The sequence below is a fragment of the Flavobacterium sp. I3-2 genome, from assembly GCF_013389595.1.
Lineage (GTDB): Bacteria > Bacteroidota > Bacteroidia > Flavobacteriales > Flavobacteriaceae > Flavobacterium.
The window spans coordinates 3,512,736-3,537,195 of sequence record NZ_CP058306.1 but is presented as its reverse complement, the minus strand read 5'-3'; the positions used below and the strand labels follow the sequence as shown (position 1 = coordinate 3,537,195).

The 24,460-nt window shown below is 37.4% G+C and carries 23 protein-coding genes and 1 pseudogene; 5 read left to right on the top strand and 19 right to left on the bottom strand.

Annotated elements, in window-relative coordinates:
- Positions 1-5: 5 nt before the first annotated feature.
- Positions 6-3,029: an AAA family ATPase gene (locus HW119_RS16515; protein ID WP_177766452.1), complete on the top strand. Its 3,024-nt coding sequence runs from the start codon at positions 6-8 to the stop codon at positions 3,027-3,029.
- 11 nt (positions 3,030-3,040) lie between these two features.
- On the opposite strand, the gene HW119_RS16510 is transcribed toward HW119_RS16515, so the two are convergent.
- The 15 genes and pseudogenes from HW119_RS16510 to HW119_RS16445 all read right to left on the bottom strand — a co-directional run bounded on the left by HW119_RS16510 (position 3,041) and on the right by HW119_RS16445 (position 15,706).
- On the bottom strand, positions 3,041-3,442 hold the full coding sequence (locus tag HW119_RS16510) for a DNA-binding response regulator (protein WP_177766450.1): 402 nt from the start codon (positions 3,440-3,442) through the stop codon (positions 3,041-3,043).
- A 357-nt stretch (positions 3,443-3,799) separates the two neighbouring features.
- Complete coding sequence (locus HW119_RS16505; protein ID WP_177766448.1) at positions 3,800-4,063, bottom strand: molybdenum ABC transporter permease; 264 nt, start codon at positions 4,061-4,063, stop codon at positions 3,800-3,802.
- Between the two features lie 102 nt (positions 4,064-4,165).
- On the bottom strand, positions 4,166-4,615 hold the full coding sequence (locus HW119_RS16500; protein WP_177766736.1) for a DUF3872 domain-containing protein: 450 nt from the start codon (positions 4,613-4,615) through the stop codon (positions 4,166-4,168).
- Positions 4,616-4,626: 11 nt separating this feature from the next.
- The gene (locus tag HW119_RS16495; RefSeq protein WP_177766446.1) at positions 4,627-5,187 is read right to left on the bottom strand and encodes a conjugal transfer protein TraO; all 561 of its coding nucleotides are present in this window, start codon (positions 5,185-5,187) and stop codon (positions 4,627-4,629) included.
- Between the two features lie 21 nt (positions 5,188-5,208).
- Complete coding sequence (gene traN, locus HW119_RS16490) at positions 5,209-6,111, bottom strand: conjugative transposon protein TraN (protein WP_143884029.1); 903 nt, start codon at positions 6,109-6,111, stop codon at positions 5,209-5,211.
- Between the two features lie 24 nt (positions 6,112-6,135).
- Entirely contained in the window at positions 6,136-7,488 is a 1,353-nt protein-coding gene (traM, locus tag HW119_RS16485; protein ID WP_177766444.1) for a conjugative transposon protein TraM, read from the bottom strand.
- On the bottom strand, positions 7,475-7,762 hold the full coding sequence (locus HW119_RS16480) for a nitrogen regulatory IIA protein (protein WP_143884031.1): 288 nt from the start codon (positions 7,760-7,762) through the stop codon (positions 7,475-7,477). The genes traM and HW119_RS16480 overlap by 14 nt, the downstream gene beginning before the upstream one ends.
- Positions 7,763-7,772: 10 nt before the next feature.
- Positions 7,773-8,396, bottom strand: a complete 624-nt coding sequence (gene traK, locus HW119_RS16475; protein ID WP_143884032.1) for a conjugative transposon protein TraK — start codon at positions 8,394-8,396, stop codon at positions 7,773-7,775.
- A gap of 20 nt (positions 8,397-8,416) precedes the next feature.
- Positions 8,417-9,412 carry a conjugative transposon protein TraJ gene (traJ, locus tag HW119_RS16470; RefSeq protein ID WP_177766442.1) on the bottom strand — a complete coding sequence of 332 codons (996 nt, stop codon included), beginning with the start codon at positions 9,410-9,412 and terminating at the stop codon, positions 8,417-8,419.
- Positions 9,413-9,415: 3 nt separating this feature from the next.
- On the bottom strand, positions 9,416-10,048 hold the full coding sequence (locus HW119_RS16465; protein WP_143884034.1) for a DUF4141 domain-containing protein: 633 nt from the start codon (positions 10,046-10,048) through the stop codon (positions 9,416-9,418).
- Positions 10,049-10,075: 27 nt separating this feature from the next.
- Positions 10,076-10,198 (bottom strand): annotated as a pseudogene (locus HW119_RS16995) (conjugal transfer protein TraG); the annotation flags it as partial.
- A 109-nt stretch (positions 10,199-10,307) separates the two neighbouring features.
- Positions 10,308-12,122, bottom strand: a complete 1,815-nt coding sequence (locus tag HW119_RS16460; RefSeq protein ID WP_177766441.1) for a reverse transcriptase/maturase family protein — start codon at positions 12,120-12,122, stop codon at positions 10,308-10,310.
- 550 nt (positions 12,123-12,672) lie between these two features.
- Positions 12,673-15,063 (bottom strand): TraG family conjugative transposon ATPase, encoded by a 2,391-nt coding sequence (locus HW119_RS16455; protein ID WP_177766439.1) that lies wholly within the window; start codon positions 15,061-15,063, stop codon positions 12,673-12,675.
- Positions 15,060-15,389, bottom strand: a complete 330-nt coding sequence (locus tag HW119_RS16450) for a DUF4133 domain-containing protein (RefSeq protein ID WP_177766437.1) — start codon at positions 15,387-15,389, stop codon at positions 15,060-15,062. The genes HW119_RS16455 and HW119_RS16450 overlap by 4 nt, the downstream gene beginning before the upstream one ends.
- 11 nt (positions 15,390-15,400) lie before the next feature.
- Positions 15,401-15,706: a DUF4134 domain-containing protein gene (locus HW119_RS16445; RefSeq protein ID WP_177766435.1), complete on the bottom strand. Its 306-nt coding sequence runs from the start codon at positions 15,704-15,706 to the stop codon at positions 15,401-15,403.
- Between the two features lie 255 nt (positions 15,707-15,961).
- On the opposite strand from HW119_RS16445, the gene HW119_RS16440 reads away from it, so the two are divergent.
- Together HW119_RS16440 and HW119_RS16435 are read left to right on the top strand one after the other, a co-directional pair.
- Positions 15,962-17,803 carry an AAA family ATPase gene (locus tag HW119_RS16440; protein ID WP_177766433.1) on the top strand — a complete coding sequence of 614 codons (1,842 nt, stop codon included), beginning with the start codon at positions 15,962-15,964 and terminating at the stop codon, positions 17,801-17,803.
- Between the two features lie 19 nt (positions 17,804-17,822).
- The gene (locus HW119_RS16435; RefSeq protein ID WP_177766431.1) at positions 17,823-18,818 is read left to right on the top strand and encodes a hypothetical protein; all 996 of its coding nucleotides are present in this window, start codon (positions 17,823-17,825) and stop codon (positions 18,816-18,818) included.
- 16 nt (positions 18,819-18,834) lie between these two features.
- Here the strand turns inward: HW119_RS16435 and HW119_RS16430 are convergent, their stop codons facing one another.
- The 3 genes from HW119_RS16430 to HW119_RS16420 are packed head-to-tail and all read right to left on the bottom strand — an operon-like array spanning position 18,835 to position 20,680.
- Positions 18,835-19,464 (bottom strand): conjugal transfer protein TraD, encoded by a 630-nt coding sequence (locus HW119_RS16430; protein WP_177766429.1) that lies wholly within the window; start codon positions 19,462-19,464, stop codon positions 18,835-18,837.
- A 5-nt stretch (positions 19,465-19,469) separates the two neighbouring features.
- Positions 19,470-19,907, bottom strand: coding sequence for a DUF3408 domain-containing protein (locus HW119_RS16425; protein WP_177766427.1), 438 nt, complete (start codon positions 19,905-19,907; stop codon positions 19,470-19,472).
- Positions 19,908-19,912: 5 nt separating this feature from the next.
- A complete protein-coding gene (locus tag HW119_RS16420) occupies positions 19,913-20,680 on the bottom strand; it encodes a ParA family protein (protein WP_159333342.1) in 768 nt (255 codons plus the stop codon).
- Positions 20,681-21,390: 710 nt separating this feature from the next.
- Between HW119_RS16420 and mobA the strand changes: the two genes are divergently transcribed.
- Together mobA and mobB are read left to right on the top strand one after the other, a co-directional pair.
- The gene (gene mobA, locus HW119_RS16415; RefSeq protein ID WP_177766425.1) at positions 21,391-21,822 is read left to right on the top strand and encodes a conjugal transfer protein MobA; all 432 of its coding nucleotides are present in this window, start codon (positions 21,391-21,393) and stop codon (positions 21,820-21,822) included.
- Positions 21,823-21,830: 8 nt separating this feature from the next.
- Positions 21,831-23,108, top strand: coding sequence for a conjugal transfer protein MobB (gene mobB, locus HW119_RS16410; protein ID WP_038330880.1), 1,278 nt, complete (start codon positions 21,831-21,833; stop codon positions 23,106-23,108).
- Positions 23,109-23,268: 160 nt separating this feature from the next.
- Here the strand turns inward: mobB and HW119_RS16405 are convergent, their stop codons facing one another.
- Positions 23,269-24,420 (bottom strand): NAD(P)H:quinone oxidoreductase, encoded by a 1,152-nt coding sequence (locus HW119_RS16405; RefSeq protein ID WP_065720163.1) that lies wholly within the window; start codon positions 24,418-24,420, stop codon positions 23,269-23,271.
- Positions 24,421-24,460 lie beyond the last annotated feature (40 nt).

The window sequence follows — 24,460 nt, the reverse complement described above, 5'->3', positions numbered from 1 at the left end:
AATTTATGATGAATACTCAACAACTTTTAGATCAATCTAGAAAACTTTTTAATGGGTTTTCTGAAGTAGATAGTAACTTATATAAAGGGAATTTATCAATTGATGATAAAATAGCAGGAATATATTACTTGAATTTCAATCAAGAAATTTCTGAAGAAGAATTTGATCAGCTACAGTATAAATATTTAGCAGAAGAGTTTTACAATCAAGATGAAGCACTTCAATGGAATATTTATTTATTATTTATCAATAGCAATATTTCAGATAGTTTAAAAATAAGAATTCTTAAAGATGACAAATATGCCCGAAAATTAATATTTAGTGATAAAGAATTTCTGGATTATTTTGAGTTAGAGAAATCTGAAAAATCAGAATTGCCTGATATTGTTGCTACATGGAAGGACGAACTAAATAAAGTCGGTTTACAAGAAATATATAGTCAAGCATCTTATGATGGTATCGTTAGAAATTTTCTTAACAATACTATACCCAATATTGTAGAAAAGAAAGATAAAAACTTAGATGATGTTCCTGTTATTGAAAATATAAGTTCTATAAGTTTAAAAGATACTTACAGACCATATCCAAAGCTAAGAGACTTTAATTTTGGTTCTGTAAACTTATTTACAGGTTCGAATGGTGTCGGCAAAACAAGTCTATTAGAATCGATAGAATTAATTCTTACTGGAAGAACACAGAGAAATCAAGATAAAACTGAGGACTCAAACTCTATATCGGCTATTTTGAATGAAAATTTAAATGAGACTTATACACACAATAATAGATTATATAAAGAGAGAGGATCTAAATGGTATAACAGAAGAATTTCTGAACAAGGAAACCAAACTTTTAAATCTTTTAATCAATTTAATTTTTTTAATACTGATGCGGCACATCAATTTTCAAATTCAGAAGAAAGAGATGTGATAAATGATTCTCTAAAGCAAATAATATTGGGAGAGGAATACACAACTTTAAAAGATAAAATTCAAAAAATTCAAACTAGATTAAAACCTGAATTAAATAAGACATCAAGATCTATTAAAGAAAAGAACGAGGAGTTTAAAAAAAATTCTGATCGAATAAATGAATTAAGGAGCAATAACAGCTTCGAGGAGGTAAAAGATAATATCAAGTTTAATATTAGCAATCTAAATTACAGAACATCTATTGAAGAGTCTAAATTTTCTGTGACTAATTTATTTATTAACGAAATAAAAAATGAAATAGATTTTATTTTACCAAACAAGTGGCTAACAAATTACAAAAAATTCCTAAGCGTCAAAGAGAACATTTTGACACGAAATAAGCTAGTTGCTGAGGCAAAAGAATCTTACTATGAAAATATTCAAAATTCAAATAAAAGCATTCAAAATAGACTGCAAATAGATGACGTTCTTAGCAAAGCGAATAACTTTTTGAAATACTCTGAAATTGAAGATAATTTTAGAATTGAGTTATTAGAAATCAACAGTAAAAAAAATGATACTCAGCTTTCAATTATAAAAAAGCTTATCGACTTAAATAATTTACAATTAGATATTCTAAAATTAGCAGAAGATTACAAAACCTTGCCTGAAGCTATTTCGTCGAAAGAGTTGATATTAAGTACTAAAGCAAGTTCTCTTAAAGATTTGAAAAATGATGTTCATGTATTACAAGAGAATTTGTCTCAAAATGAGAAATTAATCAATGAGCTCAAACAATTAGGGAAAAAGATATTGAATCAGAATTCTCATTCCAATAGCTGTCCACTTTGTGAGCAACAAATTTCACATTCTAACCTTTTACAAAAACTTGAATCTGAATTTAGAAATGATACTGTAAAAAAAGCCATCAATGATAAGAATGTGTTAATTGACACCTTAGCTTTAGAAGTTGCATTTTTAGAAAAAGAATTAAGTGACTTAAAACATTATGATGTTGTTGTATCAAATTATTTAAGTACGAATGAAGTTATAAGTTTGGATCAAATAGATAAAAATATCCAGGATACGATAAATAAAGAGAAAGAGATCTTGATTGAAAAGGAATCCTATGATAGATTATTTTTTCGATTAGGAACAATTAGTGGGTCAATATCTGAATATTCAAAATTAAAATCTGAACTATTATCGAAGTTTCCAAATCAAGATATTTGCAATGAACAAATATTAAGAAAGATCATTGTTGAGCTAAAGAATCAATTAGCAACATACACAACTGACATAGAAAATTTAAAGTTCACAAATAATAAAATTATTAGTGAACTAAACAGCTCGCTGAAGTTAAAAGAATACACCGATAGATTCGATAAAATAGAAGAAATAGTTAATTCTAATAATACTAAAATCGAATCTCTAAATTTTAGTTTTGAAAATTTAAACCGCTACATTCAGATTCCCGAGGATAGAAATATTGTAGAGATCTCAAAAGATTTAGCTCTCTTGAATGAGAATTTGAACACATTAAGAATTATAGAAAACAGCCAGAATGAAATTAAAAAACTTTTAATTGTTAATGAAGATATAGAGAAATCACTACCTCAAATTAAGGAACTTAGCAGGAGGTTGAATATTGCAGTTGAACTGTTAGAAAAGCTAAACAACAATAGTGAAGACATAATTTTGGAGGATTTTTTTAAAAACAATCTTAATGAAATAAAGGATATCTTTAAAACGATACATTCACCTCAAGAGTTTTCAACGTTGCAATATAAAGACAATAAATTGATTTTATTTAAAGAAGATAAGGCATTTGAAATTTCACAAATTAGTACAGGTCAAAGAGCTGCATTAGTATTGTCAATTTTTATAAGTTTAAATAGAAAACTACAGAATGGACCAAATATTTTAATCTTTGACGATCCAGTAACTTTTATTGACGATTTCAATGCATTATCTTTCTTGGATTTTTTAAGATATTTTATTGTCAAGGAAAAAAAACAAATATTCTTTGCAACCGCCAACAAGAAGTTTTCAAATTTATTTAGAAAGAAATTCGAATTTCTAGGCCAGAATGAATTTAGAGAATTTCAGCTAGAGCGTTAGTGCTTTATATATTAAAAATGATAGCCATTGGCAGTCTTGTCAATGGCTCTTTTAAAATCATCTATGTCACTACCAAGAATTAGATAGTTTGAAAAACCAATATTTAAAAGAGCCTTGCCTACTTTATCATCATCAATATCACTGTGAGCAATTAGTTTTATTGTTGGATAATGTGTTCTCAATTTTTTAATTATTGCTATTATATCCTGACGATGAAAATTCAAATCGATAACACATACTTGGGGAAGAGTGTTTAATTCTGATAATTTATGTAAACAATTTTCGACGGTTTCAGTCCTGAACATAACCTCAATTCCTGAAGCAATGAGATCGTTGCAAATAAGATCTAAAATTGGGCTCTTATCATTGATAAAGGCTAGGGTAAATTTTTGTTGAGCTGTAACGGTTTGCATATCATACTTTTTTAAGATGACGTAGCCCTGCACAAAAAAGAAGCGCAGGCAACTACACTTACCGATACTGAGGCACTGGTATACCCGACAACGAATAAGCGAGCGCCCACGCCTATAGCGTGAGCGTTCTTCCTTATCGTCTTGTTGTCTTAAAAATTACCAGTTTTCAGTACCAAGACTTAAAGCAAAAACACTTTAAGATTTTCTATATTTTACTAAGCAAATATACTAAAGTCGTTTTAATTGATTAGCATACTCTCTATAATTGTAATCCTTTATCAATCATTATCTCTTTTAAAAAACAAAAAATCGGATAACCTTTTAGATATCCGATTCTCCTAAAAATGTAATTAGAAATTATTTTTGATTTGATTGCTCTGTTTTTATTTCTTTTTTTTCACGGGAATAAACCCACAATGACAACAGCCCGAAAATAATTAGTGCATAAGCTATCCATTTACCAATTCGTTCAAGAAACTTAATAGTAACCTGCTTTTCATAAGACGAAAAGCCCTCTGCTCCAGTGTGGCTTCTTCTATAAAACTTTCTCCGGTTAATCCAATAGCGAAGTGCCAAGCCTACGATCAAAAATATTATCCCTATAACCAATGATGAAATCATAACAAAAGCACTTTAAATTCACATTTTAAATTTACAAAATAATTTTCCCACTCATTATCTTAAAAAAGAATTCCTGCTTTTATGGCAGGAATTCTTCTAAGTTTAATCTCTACTATTGAACTGAAAACTCACTTGCTTTTCATTACCAAAACTGTCCGAAATCCAAACGTCAAAGGATTGTGAAACCGCTGAAGTCGAAGTATAATACAATCGAAATTGTTCCGATGTCAAAGGATACAAATCATTCGGAAGATACGGAGGTTCATTATAATACTGCAATGTACCTTGTCCGTCGAATTGGAAGTAGCGTAGGAAATATTGTGTGTTGCTGTAATTTCCTGTACGCTGTATGTTAATGCGGATCTCAACGGTATTTCCATTAGCAATGTCTTTAGGAACTGGCATTACATTGACCTCAAAAGGAAAATCATTCTGTATTTCTAGTTCATCATCTTTGCTACAAGATACCAAAGAAACCGAGGCTGTCAGGATCGCCATCATTACATATATAGGCAGTAATCCTATTCTGAATTTATTAAATATTGCTATCATCATTTTACGTTTTAAAAGTTAAATCTTAATCCCACACCTGCGGACGGTCGGAACTGTCGCAAATTTGTACCCCATAACACCTTTGTACGCCCTTGTAAAACCAATACAAATCTGTCAGACAGGTACGTTTCAAAGGTCAGCCGACCACCGGCACCATAGATGAAATTATCCTCGCTCATTATTTTCGCACCATCATACAGCATCGTTTCGCCACGGTTGATGTTTTCGTAACCAACAACACCTGTTATCCCTGCATTCAGCGTGATATTCTTACGGGCATCACCCAATAAAAAGAAACTGTAACCTCCTTCAGCCGTGTAGGTTTCCTGTGGTATTTGGAGCGATTTATACTTGTGGTATTGGTGTGTGTATTCCAAAGCCCAAATCTGGTAATTGCCATTTTTACCATTCACGGTCATACCCAGACTGATGTAATAATCGTTACCGATTTTATCATCAGACAAAATGCCTGTGCTTATCTCCAAACCTTTTTGTTTAGGTAGCATTCTTTGTGCCTGTGTTACTGTAATGGTCATAAAGAGCAACATCACGGTGTAGATATATTTTTTCATTGTAATTGCTTTAAAAGGTTATTAAAATTTCAGGTGCATATCATTGATTACACGGGCTTTGATCAAGTCCGAATTTTCCACCTGAAGCGTTTGGTGTCGTCCGCCGTTTTTCTCAAAGATTTCAATCAGCAACACCTTATTGTCGGCAATGGTAAACTGGTCTAACAGAAAAACATTTTGCTCGGTAGATTGTCCGTTTATTCCGTCTTCCAAAGGCTTATAAGTGCGAAGCGGTATCATAGGTCGTTCCTGTACTACGGTACGTTTGGCTACCTTTTTGTCTACTACCTTGAAATTGATAAAATCAATATTGAACGGTACATTGCTTTTGTTTCGTAATTCTGTATGGAAATAGTATTTCCCGTTGTGGATATAGATACCTTTCAGGATAAACTGAATACCAAAGCTCTTTGCCCCGATGTGTTTTACAATACGCTTATCTTTCTTGTAAATGGTTTCCAATAACAAGCCAGCCAAAGACGGAGAATTGTTGCCCAATTCTTCAAACAGCACATCGTTTCCATTGGATTTATCTACAGCTTTTTGCATTGTTAGCAGGTCGTAGCTCAACGCTACCGGGTAAGAACTGTAATATACATTGAAAGAGTAAAAACGACCATCATTGGTAATGACGGAAAAGTTGGTTTCGGCTTCAAAATTCCGAACCGATGCTTTTACACGCAATACGTTTTCTGCATCTTCTGCTTTTCCAGCAATCAGGTACTCACTTCCCAAATCCACATAACGAATTGCGGTAGGGAAAATCAAATGTGAAGTTTTATCGTAGGTAACTTCCATACGATAAGGTTCTATCTTGCCCATTGCAAGCGGTGTTTTTGTATTTGCACTATCCTGTGCAAAAGAGGTTACGGCAAAGCCGATAGTCAGGGCAACCGCCCAAAAGGTTTTAAAAAGATTTTTCATTATTTTATTTATTTGAGTTCAACATTATTGTTTGGAAACGAGAAAGACCTGATGACCTGCCTTTAAGGTAACTTTTGGCGTTCGTACTTTCTTGGCGAAATAGCCCGAAATTCCTTGCACTACACCACGGCTCAAATCGGCAGCAACTTGTTGTCCGGCATTCTGCGTGAGCATAAGACTTGTCCCTGATTGCTGACTCATGTTGCCAGCCATTTCAGTAAGGGCGTTCATTTCGGGAGAATATGGAACATACAGGCCTTGTTGTCCGTCTATATCATAGATAGTGATATCAACCGGAATGATATTACCTTCCAGTTCAACAGAGGTAATTTTAAGCTGTAAACGTCCGCTTTGAAACTTGGCATTAGCGGTTACAATCGTTCCCTGCGGAATAGTACGACTTGGTGTTTTTGCTGGTTCTAATAATCGCAAACGAACACCCGTTTCGCCAACCACTGTCTGCGCATCGTGTACACAGGCTTTGATACTGTTTTTGGGCTGTACTACTTGTTCGGTAGTACCTGCGGTATAAAACCCTCTGTTTCGAGTTTCACTCCAATTTTCCAAAAACTCACTATCTGTAGGCTCCCGATATAAAGCAGATACGGTATTCTTCCTTGCAGCAGTAAATGATACAAAATGCTCTTTTTTACTAGCACCCGAAGCCACTGAAGTGGTACCATTTGTTGCGGGTACAGGTTGTTCTGCTGTGTTGGGATTCGTATTTGTCGGGAGATATTTTGCCGCCATCTGGTAAGATTTTTCCATTAATGCAATCTGGTCATCTACGGTTGTAGGCTTTGGCATATCTCTATCGGCTAGTTGTTCTTTCAACTCGTCCAATTGCTTGCGAAGCTCCATTGTTTCCGAATTGTTGTCCTGATAGAAATTGTCCAATGTGCTTTGTGCATTTCGATAGCTGTTTAATGCAAGACTACTGTTTCTTCCCGAATTTCTACTACCACCTCCATAGCCGGTGCTTTCATCATCATCTTCGGTAAATTCATCCGCAGGTTCTTTCTTGTCATCTGTGTTCCAATAATCTGAAAGCGTTGCCAAACCATTACGTTTCTCCTGTTCTTTGCGTTCCAGCATTTCAAGTTCATACGCCTTGCCTTTGTCGGCAGGCATTCCTGCTCCGGTAGCTTGTGGAACGGCATCGTTCAGCCCGATGTTTTCGATTTCCTTTTTGTCTTCCGACGGTTTGAAAATTAAATACATACAACCAACGAAAACAATACCCATCAAACCAAAAATCAAAGGTTTTTTAAGCTTTTTCATTTTATTCTCCTTACCGTTTTGCAGTAAATCGGCGGTTTCTTTCGGGTTACCCTCTGTTACCCGAACAGCCGACTTTTTGTTCTCATTTTCTTTCATAAATCTGATTTTTTAAAATTGTTGATAATGTGTCCTGCAACGTTGCAGGACTTTCGTTCTTTTTAAGGACAGGGTTTTCAATATGCTCTATCTGCATATCATTTTTTGAATTGCTTGTATCGTACCATACTTTGGCAACAACGCCTACAGTAACCAGCAGATAGCCAATAAAGAAGTACAGCGTGTATAGGTGTTGCTTCCTCAATGGTAGAGCCCTCCAACGGTCGTCCAGCTTGTCAAAAAACCTCTCCATATTTTCCCTGATTTTTTTCATATATCCTGTTTTAGCGTTCGATGACCTCTATATCCTTGTTCTCTACCACCGCAAATTTTTCGATGTTAAAACCTTGTGGATTGTTGTCGGAACGAACGGAGTTTACGAGATAGCAGGAAGTAACCAGATTACGACGTGTTACATTACTAGACCTTATGATGAACTGCTTTGCGTAGGTACGCACCGCATATGGATAACTGTCAAAGTTGCACACGACACTATCCACCTCTATGCGTTGCTGTACATTACCCGAAATGATACGGCTGTAGTAACCTTTTTCCGATAGGTCTTTGTAATAATCGAAAGCACTTTTATCGGCAAGATTGAATGCCCTGCTCATATTGCTCTCGATTGCATTCTTATCTGGAGCAAGGGTAAAGAACAGCTCGTGAAAACGCCTTACGTGTTCCCGAGCCTCAACAGGTCGGTTAATATTGGCATCTTGCGACAGGGCAAGCATTAAGGATTTACCGTTATCCAGTACATAGATTTTTTGGCGTTGCTCATCGGCAAAGCTGTAGGATTTCCATACGGCATATCCTACAATACCAATACAGAGAACTGCAAATACTATGGCATACAAACGTATCTGCCTAAAGCTGTTTTCTATATTTCTTAAAGTTTTAAATTCCATTTTTAACTGATTTAATTATTTTATTTTCCCATTAATTTTCCACCGATATTTCCTGCTGCTGAACCAGCTCCTGCACCTGCAATATTTCCAGTTTTCATAGCTGCTTGGTTTACGTTGCGTGTAAAGTTTCCTGCACCTCCGGCTTGGATTACCCATCCTGTAACTGTTGGTATAGTGAAGTATCCGATAATGCCGATAATCATAAAAATGATGTACACTGTATTGCTCGTATCGGGTATATAAGTTGGGTCTACTAGCATAGCTATATCCCGTTCTAATATGAGGGATTGTATTCTTGCCAGCATAGAGCTGAACAAATCCGAAACGGGAAGCCAGAGATATACACTGACATACCTGGTGATCCATTGTGTGAGCGTGGACTGAAAACCGTCCCATACGGAGATGGCAAAAGCAATTGGACCAAGAATGCTTAAAACAATCAGGAAGAACGTTCGGATAGTATCGATGACTAAAGCCGCAGCTTGGAATAGTATTTCAAGTAGGTTACGAAACCAATCTTTGATAGCTTTTTCGATCTTGTAAGCTTGTCTGTCCATATACATTCCTGCCATTGTTCCAATATCCGATGGCGACCAACCCAGTTCCTCCAGCTTTTTATCAAACTCTTCGTCCGATACCATATAGGCTGTTTCGGGGTTTCTGACCATTGCTTCATATTCCAATTGGTCTTTCTGCTGTTGTAGCTTGTTCAGATCAAGTACCTGGTCTTCGATTATTTGATGGGTTCCTGTTACAACAGGACTTAATACCGCATTAATGGTTCCCAACACAATAGTTGGGAAAAACATAATACAGAGTCCTAAGGCAAATGGGCGAAGTAATGGGAAAACATCAATAGGTTCGGCACGACTTAAAGCCTGCCAAACCTTTAATGCTACATAGAACAAAGCTCCCAATCCTGCCAAACCTTTCGCAACCGCAGCCATATCACCTGCAAGAGGCATCATATCATCGTATAGCGAACGCAGAAGTTCGTGAAGATTATCCCATTCCATAATTTACCAGTATTTTTGGTTAGAAGTTCCGTACAGATCAAGCACTCTTTTAGCATCATTTTTCTTTTTTGCTCTCAGGTAACTTACTGATATGTTCTTATTGGTGTAATAGCGTACAAGGCTGTGGTATTCTTTTACTTCTTTGTACACACGATCAATAATATCCATACGCTCTTTGTCATTCAGTGAAAGACTTGATGCACTGATGATCTGTTTCAATTCCTTTAGCAGTTCAGTACTTTCGTTCAGCAGTGCTGAATACCCGTTACCAATGGCTACTAATTCATTTGGTTTGAAATTCGGATCGTTCATCATCTTACCGAAATTGGTCACATACATTTCGGACACATCGCCCACCAGTAAAACTGTTTGTTGCACCTTACGTGCATCTTTTACAAGGTTGTTGATAGCTTGCAGTTTATCGTAGTATTCCTTGCCTTGTTTGTACACTTTTTCAACCTCTTTGAAGTTCTTTACGACATTGCTTACCGTAGAGGAAGTCTGTACAATTTCGTTCGCACTGTTGAGGATACCTGATGCTAAATTTGCGGGGTCAGTCACGACAAATTGAGCTTTTGCTGACGGTGCTACGACAAACATGATTGCCGTGAGCATCATTAAAAATATTTTTTTCATTGTCTTGAAATTTTTGATTGTTAATTACTATTGATTTAAGTTGTCGCGCCTTTGCATAGCGATATGCTTAATTGCGAGTTCCACGTTACCGCCCAGTTCGGAAGCGAGCTGCATCACTTCCATTTTTTCGGTTTCTTCTGTCGTATAAGCGTAGGATAAGGACCCGGCGCCTTGCCATATTGACTATGGTAGGTTTCCAAGAACTCTCCCCCGAACCGTACGTACCTGTCTCCAGGTATACGGCTTTCCATCAATTTATTCAGTCTAACTTGCCTGCGTGTATCTTATCGTGGAATTTTGAGCATACTGCCAAGGTTTTTCTTCTCCTTGCACTCATTCGTTTTTCCCAGTCTTGCTTACCTTTCAGGTCTTTCAATTTGCGTATATGGTGCATTTCCAATTTCTCGTTGGCACCGCATAATTCGCATTTCTGGTTTTGCAACCTTGCTACAAGGCTGTTTCTTCCTCCTGTAATGGTAACTGTGACAGGTAAACTATCCACGTAAGCACCACGGGCAGCTTTTTGGCGTTTGAAACCCTCTTTGTAAAAGCGTCTGTACATTATATCTCCTTTCCTGTTTTTGTAGGGAATGGAAAACACTCCGTTGATACATCTTTTAGTCTTTTCCTGACTGATTGAAGTTTGGTATTTAAGTGCATACGTTTTGTACATACTGTACTCCAAGATGTAAGATAATGACTGGACAAACGAGCTGTTGTTGGCAATTGAGTAATAATTGTAAAAGCCCCGTATTTCAGCGTTGTACTGACTGATGATTTCTAAGTCATCCAAGTCTTTCATGTAATAGCGTGAGCGTGGTTTCCAAACTTCTGTGCCTTTTTCATTTACCAGTTTCATGGCATTATATCTCAGTAGCTTTTTCTTCATCACGTCTGCTGTGACACGGAGTACAATCTTATCTCCGAAACATCTTACGGATCTACCGTGCTTATCTCTCTTGGATTCATCGGAGTTTCGCACGGAGACATCAAAGCCTAAGAATTTGGCTGGTTTCTTAGCATTAGTCACCAAGGTTTTTTCATCAGACAGTTCAAGTTTCAGTTTTTCATCAAGGTAAACCTTGATGTCTTCCTTTATCTTTTTGCAGTCTTCTTTGCTACCTATGACCCCGATAAGAAAATCGTCCGCATACCTAACGTATTTTAACTTTCTGAAACTGCCATCCATCTTGTCATAGGCTGGATATTTGTTTCTTTCCTGTCTCAACTCTTTGATGTACTTAATCATCTGCTCTCTGACAGTTTCGTCTGTCTCACATTTGAGTTTCTTGGCCAAGCGGTATCGTCTCTGTTCGTGTAGCCTGTACTGGCGTGTAGCCGTAGTTCTTTTACCCTTATCGAAGTCCTTGATATAATCCTTGACATATTTATCGAGTTTATCAAGATAAATGTTGGCAAGGATGGGGCTTACAATCCCACCTTGCGGTGTGCCACTGTATGTTTTGTGGTACACCCAATCTTCAATATACCCTGCATTGAGGAACTTTCGTATCAACCGAATGAACCTGTCGTCAGCGATACGCTCCTTTAGGATACCAATCAATATTTCGTGATTGATATTGTCGAAGAAGCCTTTTATATCGCCCTCGATGAACCACCGTACAGCAGTGAATGACTGTTGGACGCTTAATAGGGCTGTGTGACAGCTTCTATTGGGTCGGAACCCATGTGAAGTATGCTCAAAGCTACCCTCATAAATTGCTTCCAATATCATTCTGATAACCTCCTGCACTAATTTGTCATCAAAAGATGGTATACCAAGCGGACGTTTCTTCCCGTTCTTTTTCGGAATGTATGTCCTCTTGGATGGGTTTGGCTGATAGGTCTCGTTTCGCAACGATGCAATCAACCTTTCAATGCGGGATATACTCATTCCGTCGATGGTCTTTCCATCAACTCCTGCCGTCATATTGCCTACTTTACTGTAGATTTTCTGATAGGCGATAAAGTACATCTCTTCATTGAACAGAACCTTGTACAGCCTTTCGAACTTATAGTCCGTGCTTCCGCTGTGCCTTATTAGACTGTTCAATACTTTTTCTGGATTTCTCATAATGTCTCTCACATTTTCCGTTAATCGTATTAAACTAAATTGACTGTCTCCCTTCGCCATGTACAGGGCTTTCCCCTGCTCGGACTACTACGGAGACTCCGTTGCCGTATCGGATATTCAGGAGCTTTTTCCATAGCCACGCCTGTGGCATTCCGACTTAGGCAATCCCCATTTAGACATATAGCAACGATTGGCACGTTAGATTGTCGGATGCGATGTTCGCCCTTTTCTGCTTATTGCAGTTACGTTGTGGTCTGTTTATGCTATCACTACTACCTGTCATTAGGATATTACCACAAAGTGACGTTGGTAACTGTCTTCCGTCACTGCCTAAGAACTGACCGTTCGGACTGTCGTTCAATCAATCAAGACTTCATCCTTATATCTAACTTTTCAACTCGCCATTCAGTCGCAACACGACAATTAGTTGACTTATGGCTTTTCCGACATGCTACACTCCCCGTCGGGTTTCCCGTTCGGATAAGTCGGCTGTTGATGGGCGTTATAAACACTTGCCCAGTGGTTGCCAAACCACATTCACTATATGCCCTTATGGGCGCACCAAATATTCTTCAAGGCTTACTTCCGTTGCGTACACTGCCGAGTGTGTTCCGCCCAATCCAATCCAAACTTCCTTGTACAAGCGACTGGCATCGTTGTTCATATTGATGGAGAGAACCTGTGCTTTTTCTTTCTCAGTAAGCCCCAGCATTGCCTGTATATCATCAAATTTGTTCATATACTTACGCTGGTCGAGCAGGATTTTGCAATCGGAATTGTTGATGATACTCTCTTTCACAATCGGAGATTGGATAATATCATCTACCTCCTGTGTTACGACTATGGCTTCGCCAAAAAACTTTCTAACCGTTTTAAAGAGATACTTTATGTATTCCGCCATTCCTTCCTTTGCGATTGCTTTCCAAGCCTCCTCAATCAGTATCAGTTTGCGAATACCTTTCAGTCTTCGCATCTTGTTGATGAATACCTCCATAATGATAATGGTAACTATTGGAAAGAGGATTTTGTGGTCTTTAATCGCATCAATTTCAAACACGATAAAGCGTTTGGATAAAAGGTCTAACTGCTTGTCCGAGTTCAGCAGATAGTCATACTCGCCACCTTTATAATAAGGTTCTAAAACATTGAGGAAATTGGCTATATCAAAGTCTTTTTCACGAACCTGTTTTTCTTCGAGTACCTTGCGGTAATCTCCTTTCACATATTCGTAAAAGCCATTGAACGATGGGAAAAAGCCCTCGCTTTTTATTCGGTCGATATAACCTGAAACGGCATTGGACAAGGCAACTTCCTCTGACCTTGTAGGTGGTTCATCGTCACGTTTCCAAAGCGTGAGTATCAAAGTTTTGATACTCTCACGCTTTTCAATGTCGAACACACCATCATCGGTGTAAAATGGATTAAAGGCAATCGGGTTATCTTCGGTATAAGTGAAGTAAACACCGTCTTCGCCCTTGGTTTTTCCCTTAATCAATTCACACAATCCTTGATAAGAATTCCCTGTATCTACTAGCAATACGTGAGCACCTTGCTCGTAGTATTGCCTAACCATGTGGTTGGTAAAAAAAGATTTTCCCGAACCTGACGGACCAAGTATGAACTTGTTTCGGTTAGTGATAATCCCTCGTTTCATCGGCAAATCCGATATATCCAAATGGATAGGCTTTCCTGTAAGCCTGTCAGCCATTTTTATCCCGAATGGCGAAGGCGAATTGTGGTAGTTGGTTTCTTCGGTAAAGAAACATAAGGCAGGTTCTATGAATGTGTAAAAACTTTCCTCGCTCGGAAAATCACCTGCATTGCCTGGCATTCCTGCCCAATACAAGGTGGCGACATCCGTTGTATTGTGCCTTGGTTTACATTCCATCAACGCTAACGCACTGCCGCAATCGTTTTTCAACTGTTTAAGCTCTTTCGGGTCTTCCGACCAAGCCATTATGTTATAGTGCGCCCTCACAGATGAAAGCCCGAACGAATGCGCTTCATTAAGGTACTTCTCAATCCACTCTTTGTTGATTTGGTTGGCACGGCTGTACCGAGCCAAAGAGTGCATGTTTCGGGCAGATTTCTCAAACTTTTGCAGGTTGTCTTCGCTGTTATCCAAAAACAAATATTGATTGTAAATATGATTACAACTCAACAACAAGCCTACGGGAGCAGCGAATGACAAACGGCAGTCACTTCGGTCGGTGGAAAGTTTTTCAAACCGGGTATCTGCCGAAACGGTTGCAGGCAGGTCGTCCGTATCAGACAAGGTGTGCAGAGATAACCTTTTATTTCCGATACGGACTTCTTCAGAACTTAGTGCTATGTCCTGCATTGCCGTTCCGTTTTCTCTTGATAGCGTTAGGTATTGCTCCAACAATCCCTGTGTTTCGTCCGTACCGATGATTTCGTCTTCGGTCAAACGTCGTAGGCTTATAAATCCGCTATCATTCACAATCCGCTCAAACTGTGCCACCGCTTCCATAAACCGGTGTATCGTTTCCTTATTGATTTCCTTTGGAATAAGTGTACCCTTACAAAGCGAACTAAAGTTGCTTTGCATACGCATTCTATTCTTGGTCGTCTTGGTCAAAAACAGATAGCAATAATGGTTCAGAAACGGTCGCTCATTGAAATGCCGTTGGTAGGATTTTGACAAAAAACTCTGATCTTCCTGTGCCAGATCGGGAGCGTAGTTTTCTTTGATGTACCAATCCTGTTTGTGAATGACGGTAAAGTCTGGTAAAGTTTTGATTGCTTTATGCCAAGCGGAATGGATAGCTTCGTATTCTGCCGACGCAACGGTAAACAGTTCTGGCAATCGTACTTCAAAGCAGGCGGTAATGTCCGCATCTTTAGAAAGAATGCAGTTGTTCTCTACTGCCAACAAAGGAAATTTGTTTTCCAATGTGGCTGTCTTAGCTACATTTCTCATACGGTTTTGGGTTTAGGAGTGAATTTTAAATACCTGTGTATAGGCTTGCGACAGATGATGTAACGGGGATGCCTTTTTATGGCTCCCAATTTCATCAGTCCATGTTCGCCATATTTTCTGTTCAGTGAAAAAGTCTGCCATACGATGAGTGAAGCACCTCCGGTTCCGAGGAATAGACAGATGTAAGAATTCACACCTGCCATATACATTATCATAATGAAGATTAAGGTACCGAGCAATCCACCTGCGAAGATGAACAGATACTGTGCTTTCAGCCCTTGAAATTCGACTGTCCTGCCGATGCCTTTATTGATATTGTAATTCATAAGGCAATAGATTAAAGGAAGAATGAACGAAGAATTGTAGCCGCTACAATCAGGAAAATACACGCACCGAACCAGGAAGCTGCAGTCTTGGATGTATCAGGGTCTCCTGAACTGAATTTGTTATAAACCTTAACACCCCCGATTAATCCTACGACCGCACCGATAGCGTAAATAAGCTGTGTGGCTGGGTCGAAATACGACGTTACCATTTGGGTAGCTTCGTTGATACCTGCCGAGCCATTTCCCTGTGCAAATGCACCAATTCCTGACAACATTGTCGCTGCTATCAGCAAAACTTTTTTTCTTTGTTTTTCCATAATTGAAACACATTAATTTGTTTTTGTTATCCCACACCTTGTGGGCTTTCGGGACAAATGTCTTATGGAAATTGAGGCGTTGTAAGAATGTGGCAGTCAGAGGAATTGTTTGGCGGTGAATGGCTTATCTAAGTAAGAATTGTTTTATATTAGTTGCGTTGAAAAATGGGCAGGTAAGTTTTTAATTAAGATAGTAGTACCATACATTCTTCAAACCAAACTCAAACATTCAATCTTAAAAAAGATCTTAAAGCAATGCAAATACATTATATCTGGATAAAGGAATTCAATGCCATTAAAGAATCAGGAATAAATCTATCTTCGAAATTCTTAATCCATATTGAAAAAAAACATGATTTTTTTTCAATGATTATCATGCAAAATCCCGACTACATAAGTAATTTCTTCAAGGAAGAAAATGTGACTGATGTATGTGCAATTATTGGAAAAAATGGAACAGGAAAATCTAGCGTACTTAAATATATTAAAGAGAATATGCCTAACGGATTAAGCAGCAGAATAGAGAATGATATTATTGTCTATTCAGTCGATGAAAAGCATTATATATCTTGTCCTAAATCAATAAATCTAAAGTTAGAAAATAATACAGATGTTGATTTCAAAACGCAAAAATATACCAAAATACGTTCTTCCTCTGGATTAGGTAATGCTGACTACATTTATTACAATTATCTTCTAGATTACAATGAAGACAATACTAACTGGCATGGATTACAAAACATTTCTACAACTTCACTATTACAAAAAGAACGCAAAAGGATATTAGAAGAAATACAATCTGTAGAATTTAAGAAAGTATTGCTAAATAGTACAAGTGATATACAGTATTTGCATATGATGGAAGTTTATCAAGCTGTCATTTTTATTAATAATACAGAGGAAGAGTTACCTTTTTTAAAACCCAAATCACTCCATCTAATGCTTGATAGTAAAGAGGAAAATTATTTTTTTGGAGATCATGAAAAATATTCGGATGTGATTGATTTGATAAACTCTCTGAAAAGCATAGTTCCTCATTACAGTAGTCCAGAAGAAAATTTTATAGGTAATTTGTGGTACTCTGTGTTTATTAATTTCCTTATAACAGAAAGGAAATACAGCGTAAATAACCCCTATCAACATATTGTCAATCTTGAAGAAGGGGATACAAGAGACCTTTTTATAGAGCGTTTTTTTACCACTATGAAAGGTGTAACATTTCCTCATTCTCTAAATGGTAAAATATATGATGTTGGTATTCCTAAATTAGAGAATTTATCAATATTGATTCCTTCTTTTATCGCATTAGCTTCGGAATTAATTGAAAATAAAACGATAAATATAAAAAATGAAACCGAGGCTTTTTTTCAATTAAATACTGGTTCTGAACTAGATTTTAAAGAATTTCAGGATTTATATGTTAAGATAAAAGGGATTACTTCATTTATACAATTTAGATGGCATTCTTTAAGTTCGGGCGAGCAATCTTACTTATCCTTGATGTCCAGATTTTACTCACTGGTTCATGAAGAATCGGTTCGTCTACAAAAAAACCTGATTATTTTGATTGATGAGGGTGATACTGGCTATCATCCAGAATGGCAAAGAATATTTTTTAAAAATACGATATGTTTTTTAAGTTCGCTGTTTCACAAACACAGCATACAGCTTATTTTTACATCTAATACTCCCTTCTTGACATCTGATCTTCCTAAGACAAATATACTATTTGTGCAGAAAACAGAAGAGGGAATACCTTTCTTCCTGGACAAACAGAATCATAACTCAAATACATTTGCTGCAAATATACACACCCTCTTTTCAGATTCCTTTTATATGGATGGAATGCTGATAGGAGAATATGCAAAAGATAAGATAAATGAAATCATAAAATACCTAAATGACCCAGAAGTAACTATGAGCAATCAAAATTACAAGAAAATTATTGACAGCATTGGAGAACCATTACTACGCAAAAAGCTACAGGACATGTGGTTTGAAAAATTTGGATTGCAGGAAAAATTAGAAGTATTAAGAAAACAAGTCGCAGAAGTAGAACAGAAAATTAAAGATACTAATGATAAAAATTCCCTATAGCTTATCAGAATTAGATACAATGGCAACTATCTTTTATAAAGATTTGGAAAAAGAGTTTAACATTAAAAATAATTTGCAGAATTGGCCAAATGATGAACTAAAGCTTGTTATGGATTATTTGGCAAAAAATCTAAAAAAAATTATCTGCGGGAGGCCACATGAACTTGAATCAGAGATAGGGTCATTAAAAAACCTTGTTGACACTGCGAAACAAAATTATAAAAGCAATAATCCAAAAAATTCTAAGGGGAAAGATATTACGAATTCAGATTTACATTCGTGGTTTAAACGTGAAATTTTCAAGGTTTTTGATTATGATATTAGCAAAGATTCTTTTACAAAAAAAGATTCGGGAAGATTGGCATACAGGCATGCAAAGAGGCTTGGTATGAATACCTGTCCTTATTGTAACGCAAATTTCACTTTCACCATAAGAAATAAAAGACTGAAATCCCGACCGCAGTTTGATCATTTTTATAATAAAAGTAGACATCCTTATCTGTCACTATCATTTTACAATTTAATCCCAAGCTGTGTACTTTGTAATTCAGGGGCTTTAAAAGGACAGAAAGAATTTTCATTGGCAAAAAATAGTCATCCCTTCATAGAATCAATAGATAACATCTATCAATTCAGAACAAAAATCACTGCTGTAGATTTTCTTGTTTCAGCTGGCAGTTTTGAATTAAAAATGGTTTTATGTGACAAAGTGAAATACAAAAACCCTGTCGCAGTCAAAGTCAGAAATAACATTGAAATATTTGCTTTGAATGACCGTTACAGATACCATAAGGATATTGCAGAAAGTGTTATAAGAAATTCTCATATCTATTGCAATACGGCTATTTTAGACCTTTACAAAACATTCCAAATAAATGGAAAAAGCATTTTTAATTCTGAACTTGAAATAAAAGAACTCATTGTTGGCAATTATTTAAGTAAAGCAGATTCTCACAAGCGGATACATACAAAAATGGTAAGAGATATAGCAGAAGAATTTGGACTTGTAATTTAAGTAAAACATTGGGGAGTTAAACGAACTCCCCAATGTCAAAATCATTCAAATCATTTTTCCGCAAGGTGGAAGAACTGGGGTCCGTTTCAGAAGTGAGTGTGCTATTCAAAAGCTCGGCAATTTTTCTGGATGCACCGTCTATGGAATTTTCCAGTAGGCTGAATAATTCGGTTCCCTGTATTTTATGAACTATAGCTATCGCTGTTTCCTTTTGGGCTGTTTCCAATTTTTCTTTTTGGAGCAATACTCCCACGGAGCTTAGTTCTTCAAAAGTAACCCCTTGGGCTAAACCATTATTGCCACCGGATATTCTATACCTGTTCCATTCTTCTTCCTCTTCCTCAAAATCAGGCATCTTACTAAAAACTTCATCCAGCTCTTCCTGCGGAATTTGAATACCTAAGTTTTCATTCTCGTCGTATTCTATGTCTAAATTAGCAGGGTTGAACTGCGGTTCCTCAATTTGGCGTTCATTGGCGATGTTTGGCACTAATTGGCTTCTTTTCGGTTGCCCCATTATATCTGGAAGATTAGGATTGACTTTTTCCTGTTTAGACTTTTGCTCCGACCTCTTTTTGATAACAATCTTATCATGCAACAATAGCCCAATGACTATCAGCAGGCATATTACAATTAATGTTTCCATAACTATTAAATAGGTTTATACTTGTCGTTATAACTTTTGGTAATCTGTTCGCTAAATTCCTGAAAATGATAATCCAGTAAGTTGTTCAAATAAGCATAAATAGTAATCTTATCTTCGCCGATCACCTGTATGATGCGTGTCAACTTTTCATGAAATTCTGGTCTGATATAAACTGTTTTTCCGTCACGGGCATTGGTATCTGATTTCTTAAAAAATACGCTTTCGTAATCTACTTCAGAATTTCTCTTACTACGGCTTTTATCCTTGACAGTCTGTTTCTCCTGTGACAGTTCCTTTGGCTTAATGACCTCCGTTTCGGTTATTTTTGGTTCAGGTTCCTGCGGAAGCTGTAACCCTTCTTTCTTTACACCGTCAACCATCAGGTTCATCATTAGCTCCTCGTCAATATCAGGAGTAATTTTTTTCTTATTATCTTTTTCCATAGGGATTATAATTGAATGATTTTTAAAAATTCGTTCATAAAAAGGTCTAGTTGGCAGGCGTTCATCAACCTTTCGTCCGGAGGCATCAGCGTTGAGCGAAAAATAGCTTTGCTGTTCACTTCGCTTTCTTTGCGAAAGCGTGTGCTGTTTTTGACTTGGCTTTGCATCAGGCTAAATCCTAAATCATTGATAAGGTTGTTATACACATCGTATAAAGGTGTGCTCTCCCTGCCATCAACCTGGTTCCAGAACAGGTTGATCGTTTTTATGGAAGTTTCACCTTTTTTCATAATCACGTCTTGCAAGAGCTGTGTGAAAACGAGAGTGCTTTCCATTACTACACGATCTGCCGTGATTGGCGTAAAAATGTGGTGCATTCCCGCCAATGCTTTCAGAATACCCGGCGTGTTTACCGTTCCCGGAAGGTCAAAAAATACAGCATCAATTGAAATCGGAGAAGCCTCAACAAATTCGTTGGCTGCTTCCAGTACGCTATCCGCTCTGTGTTGAATAATCTCGTACGCCTTTTTGTTTATGGTGGTAAACTGTTTGTATGCCAGCTTTTTCAAAGCCTCGTTTTCCATCACCATTTTCAAATCACGCTCTTTCATTTTCAACAGGCTATGCTGTGGAAAATCTGCATCAAATACAGCTACATTGTAGCCCAAACGATAATGCAGAATGCTTGCCGCAAGTGTTGTGAACGTACTCTTACCTACGCCGCCTTTTTGAGAAGAAAAGGCGATAAAAACTGTTTTGTGTTTTGCATTCATCTTTTTAACTTTTTTTAAATTATTTATATACACATTTACCTATTTGCGTAGGTGCCTATGTTTGCAGTCTGCTACCTATTTATCTCTACATATAGGTATGTTGCTCAATACAGATATATTTAGGCAGGTATTTATGCACCTAAACACATACCTCTGTAGGTGTGCAGGTAAGTAAGTCTGTATCGAAAAACCTACTTACTGATATGCCTGTATCTCCACAGATAGAACTACACAGATAAGTATCTGAACATGTACTTGTACTTTTATCTATCTACCTCGATAGTTATATACTTAGGTTGTTACGTGCATAACTATTTATGCACTTATATCCTTTTGTTGGTACAAATAAAAAGAGATAAACAAGCAGTTCGTTCAATGTGGCATTGTTTGGCGTTCAAAGGCATTGTTTGGCACTGTGCCACATTGCAATGCTTTAAAAAACAGGTCTTTACTTTGTGTAATGATTTTTATTAACGGATTTATGCAAAATCGAATTGACAAAATAGAGTTTAACAGCCACGGCATCGAGCCGTTTTTCCCTGCTAAATCCAATCCGGCCCTCAGGGCGGATTTTTGTGTTCACCGGAACACGGCAAGTTGTGTTTTAAGGCACTCGAAACCGAGTTAGTGCCTAAAACAACTTGCCCTGCCGGGAGCTAAAAAACACTCTCCGAAGTCGAGGTTTTGTGTAGATTAAAAATGGATTAGTGATGAACGACAACAGTAACAAAAAACAGAATAAGGGCGGACGGATACCTAAGACCGACCCAAGCATCCACCGCCACGTTTTTCGTCTTACGGACGAAGAAAACGCCAAATTTTTATCGCTTTTTGAAGGATCAGGAATGCCCAACAAAGCAAAATTTATCATTACACAACTGTTCGGAAACAAAATGAAGTCCGTTCAGATTGACAAAGGAACGGTTGATTTCTATATGCGGTTGACTTCGTTTCACAGTCAGTTTCGTTCTATTGGTGTCAATTATAACCAGATTGTAAAGCTATTGTACAAGAGCTTTTCGGAGAAAAAAGCATCGGCATACCTGTATAAATTAGAAAAGCAGACGACAGAAATGGTTGAGCTGTTTAAAAAAGTGCTGGAAATAACCGAGGAATTTGACAAGAAATACCTCAAAAAATAACCTTAGAAATGATAGCAAAAATCGGTAGAAGTGCAAATTTGTACGGTGCGTTGGCATATAATAATCTAAAAGTAGAGAAAGAAAACGGACAAATCTTGTTTACAAATAAGATTATTGAAACGGCAAGCGGGCAATATTCCGTTGCGCAATTGGCACAATCTTTTGCTCCTTATCTTCTGGCAAATCAAAAAACCGAGAAACATACTTTGCATATTTCACTCAATCCCGACCCGAAAGATAATGTTAGTGATGATAAATATCGGGAAATAGCACAACAGTATATGCGGGAGCTGGGTTATGAAGAACAGCCTTTTGTGGTATTCAAGCACACTGATATTGACCGAAGCCATATTCATATTGTATCGGTTTGTGTTGATGAACAAGGCAAAAAGATTTCGGACAAATTCGAGAAAATGCGGTCTATGAACCTGTGCCGTGAACTGGAGCAGAAACATGGATTGATACCCGCAACCGATAAAGAGCGTAACCAAAATGACAATGTTTTCCTCCCGATAGATTATAAGGCAGGCGACGTAAAGAGCCAAATCGCTTCGGTTGTTCGTCACCTGCCAAACTATTACCAGTACCAGACTTTGGGCGAATACAATGCCCTGCTATCCCTGTTCAATATTACCACCGAAAAAGTGGAGGGCGAACTACACAAAAAGATGCGGCAGGGTTTACTGTACATCCCCTTAAATGAAAATGGCGAAAAAGCCGGGCATCCGTTCAAGGCTTCCTTGTTCGGAAAGAGCGCAGGGCTTCCGGCTTTGGAATTGCATTTTGCGAAATGCAAAACGGCTTTGAAAGACCACCCAGGCAAGCAGACCCTAAAAGCTGCCGTTACCGTTGCCCTGAAAACCACGAGCGACGAGCAGGCTTTTAAAAAGCAGCTAATTGAACAGGGCATTAACGTGGTGGTACGACAGAACGATACAGGTCGTATTTATGGTATCACATTCATAGACCATAATTCCAAAGCAGTTTGGAACGGTTCACGTTTAGACAAGGAGCTTTCTGCCAATGTCTTTAATGATTACTGGAATAATAATATCAAACCGGATATAAAAGAAGCTGCTGTACCAATCCCCAAACTATCCACATCAAATGATGCGGATCTTCCTGCGGAAGAACCACACCATTTGTTCGACTTCTTAACTACGGAAAAACACGAAGATGGTTTGATTGAAGCATTGGGCGGTTTGCTACCCGAAGCCCAGGGCGAGGATTATGAGGAACAGGATTTTGCTAACAAGATGAAGAAGAAAAGGAAGAAAAAAATGTAATTCTTCCTTTTATAGTTCACTAAAAATATATTGGATTCGTTCTTTAACATTACGCTGACCTTTCTGAAAGACAGTATATTGCAACATAGTGAATGAAAGAATGGTAATCAGAATTATTTTTCTCATTATCAATAATTATCTATCTGCGTATAACAGCTATCTACTCAACTTCAAAAATTGCCTGAATAGATACAGAAGAACCAACTGGTAAGGAATATGCCCCCGATGTATTTCGTGTATGCTTTCCCTTTTCTCCGAATATTTCCACTGTCAGGTCAGAAGCTGCATTCATCAACATAGCGTGCTGCGTATATGTTTCAGGAGTATTAAAAACGCCAATCAATTGCACACATTTTTTTACTTTGTTCAAATCGCCTCCCACTGCCTCTTTCAAAATTGCAATAATGTTGAGCATAGTAACTTTGGTCGCTTCTTCTACTTGTTGTTCAGTAACATCAATACCGACTTTTCCAGGATATAAAATCTTTCCGTCTTTAAGTGAAACCTGATTGATAAATACTAAATTCCCGGAACGCGAAAAAAGCTCGTAGTTTCCTACAGGTTTTGGTAATTCAGGTAAAACAATATTTTTCTGTTTCAATACCTCGTTGATATCCACTGTGTATGCAGATTTAGTTTCGATTGACTTTTGTTTGAAAGTTCCTTTTAATGCCGTGGAAACTTTAGCAAAATTTTCTCCCTGTAATTTGGCAAGATAACGCTCGCTTTTGCTTGGTCTTGTCACATCTTTTAAGGAAGCCAGACTAGTTGTACCTAACACCGAGTTCCCTTGCGGTATATTTTTTTCTATGTTTTCATATCCACGAATACCATTTGATACCAGTATCATACCGTGTACTGCCAGACTATTCCAGAAAGATTGCAATGCCAGTTCTTTTCCGGCTCCGCTTCCTGCAGACATAAAAACAGTTGCAGGCATACCTTCTAATTCGTGTTTTGTCCAGACATCTACCGTTTTTGATAAAAATTCGCTCATTGCCGTACTGATATTCCCGAAGTACACAGGCGAGCCAAAAGCTATGCCATCGTAGGAACTTAATTCATCAACGTTGGCTACGGGAATGTCTTTCAACTTGACATTATCTGATGCTTTCACCAACTTTATAGTAGCATTAGCATCGCTATTTTTCTCAATTCCTTCGGTAATGTTCTTTGCCAGTTCATAAGTGCCGCCATTATCAGAATGGATAAGCACCAGTATGTTTGTTTTCTTATTTTGAGCCATAGCAGTAGTGTTGATTGATAATAAAAAGGAGAGCGTGAAAACTAAAAATGAGATTGTTTTATTCATTGCACAGGAAATTTTTCTAATAATATTGCAAAATTAAATA

Bases quoted from the DNA above. Each gene is read 5' to 3' on its own strand.
- HW119_RS16515 (WP_177766452.1), top strand. From the start codon at position 6: ATGATGAATACTCAACAACTTTTAGATCAATCTAGAAAACTTTTTAAT.
- HW119_RS16510 (WP_177766450.1), bottom strand. From the start codon at position 3,442: ATGCAAACCGTTACAGCTCAACAAAAATTTACCCTAGCCTTTATCAAT.
- HW119_RS16505 (WP_177766448.1), bottom strand. From the start codon at position 4,063: ATGATTTCATCATTGGTTATAGGGATAATATTTTTGATCGTAGGCTTG.
- HW119_RS16500 (WP_177766736.1), bottom strand. From the start codon at position 4,615: ATGATAGCAATATTTAATAAATTCAGAATAGGATTACTGCCTATATAT.
- HW119_RS16495 (WP_177766446.1), bottom strand. From the start codon at position 5,187: ATGAAAAAATATATCTACACCGTGATGTTGCTCTTTATGACCATTACA.
- traN (WP_143884029.1), bottom strand. From the start codon at position 6,111: ATGAAAAATCTTTTTAAAACCTTTTGGGCGGTTGCCCTGACTATCGGC.
- traM (WP_177766444.1), bottom strand. From the start codon at position 7,488: ATGAAAGAAAATGAGAACAAAAAGTCGGCTGTTCGGGTAACAGAGGGT.
- HW119_RS16480 (WP_143884031.1), bottom strand. From the start codon at position 7,762: ATGAAAAAAATCAGGGAAAATATGGAGAGGTTTTTTGACAAGCTGGAC.
- traK (WP_143884032.1), bottom strand. From the start codon at position 8,396: ATGGAATTTAAAACTTTAAGAAATATAGAAAACAGCTTTAGGCAGATA.
- traJ (WP_177766442.1), bottom strand. From the start codon at position 9,412: ATGGAATGGGATAATCTTCACGAACTTCTGCGTTCGCTATACGATGAT.
- HW119_RS16465 (WP_143884034.1), bottom strand. From the start codon at position 10,048: ATGAAAAAAATATTTTTAATGATGCTCACGGCAATCATGTTTGTCGTA.
- HW119_RS16460 (WP_177766441.1), bottom strand. From the start codon at position 12,122: ATGAGAAATCCAGAAAAAGTATTGAACAGTCTAATAAGGCACAGCGGA.
- HW119_RS16455 (WP_177766439.1), bottom strand. From the start codon at position 15,063: ATGAGAAATGTAGCTAAGACAGCCACATTGGAAAACAAATTTCCTTTG.
- HW119_RS16450 (WP_177766437.1), bottom strand. From the start codon at position 15,389: ATGAATTACAATATCAATAAAGGCATCGGCAGGACAGTCGAATTTCAA.
- HW119_RS16445 (WP_177766435.1), bottom strand. From the start codon at position 15,706: ATGGAAAAACAAAGAAAAAAAGTTTTGCTGATAGCAGCGACAATGTTG.
- HW119_RS16440 (WP_177766433.1), top strand. From the start codon at position 15,962: ATGCAAATACATTATATCTGGATAAAGGAATTCAATGCCATTAAAGAA.
- HW119_RS16435 (WP_177766431.1), top strand. From the start codon at position 17,823: ATGGCAACTATCTTTTATAAAGATTTGGAAAAAGAGTTTAACATTAAA.
- HW119_RS16430 (WP_177766429.1), bottom strand. From the start codon at position 19,464: ATGGAAACATTAATTGTAATATGCCTGCTGATAGTCATTGGGCTATTG.
- HW119_RS16425 (WP_177766427.1), bottom strand. From the start codon at position 19,907: ATGGAAAAAGATAATAAGAAAAAAATTACTCCTGATATTGACGAGGAG.
- HW119_RS16420 (WP_159333342.1), bottom strand. From the start codon at position 20,680: ATGAATGCAAAACACAAAACAGTTTTTATCGCCTTTTCTTCTCAAAAA.
- mobA (WP_177766425.1), top strand. From the start codon at position 21,391: ATGAACGACAACAGTAACAAAAAACAGAATAAGGGCGGACGGATACCT.
- mobB (WP_038330880.1), top strand. From the start codon at position 21,831: ATGATAGCAAAAATCGGTAGAAGTGCAAATTTGTACGGTGCGTTGGCA.
- HW119_RS16405 (WP_065720163.1), bottom strand. From the start codon at position 24,420: ATGAATAAAACAATCTCATTTTTAGTTTTCACGCTCTCCTTTTTATTA.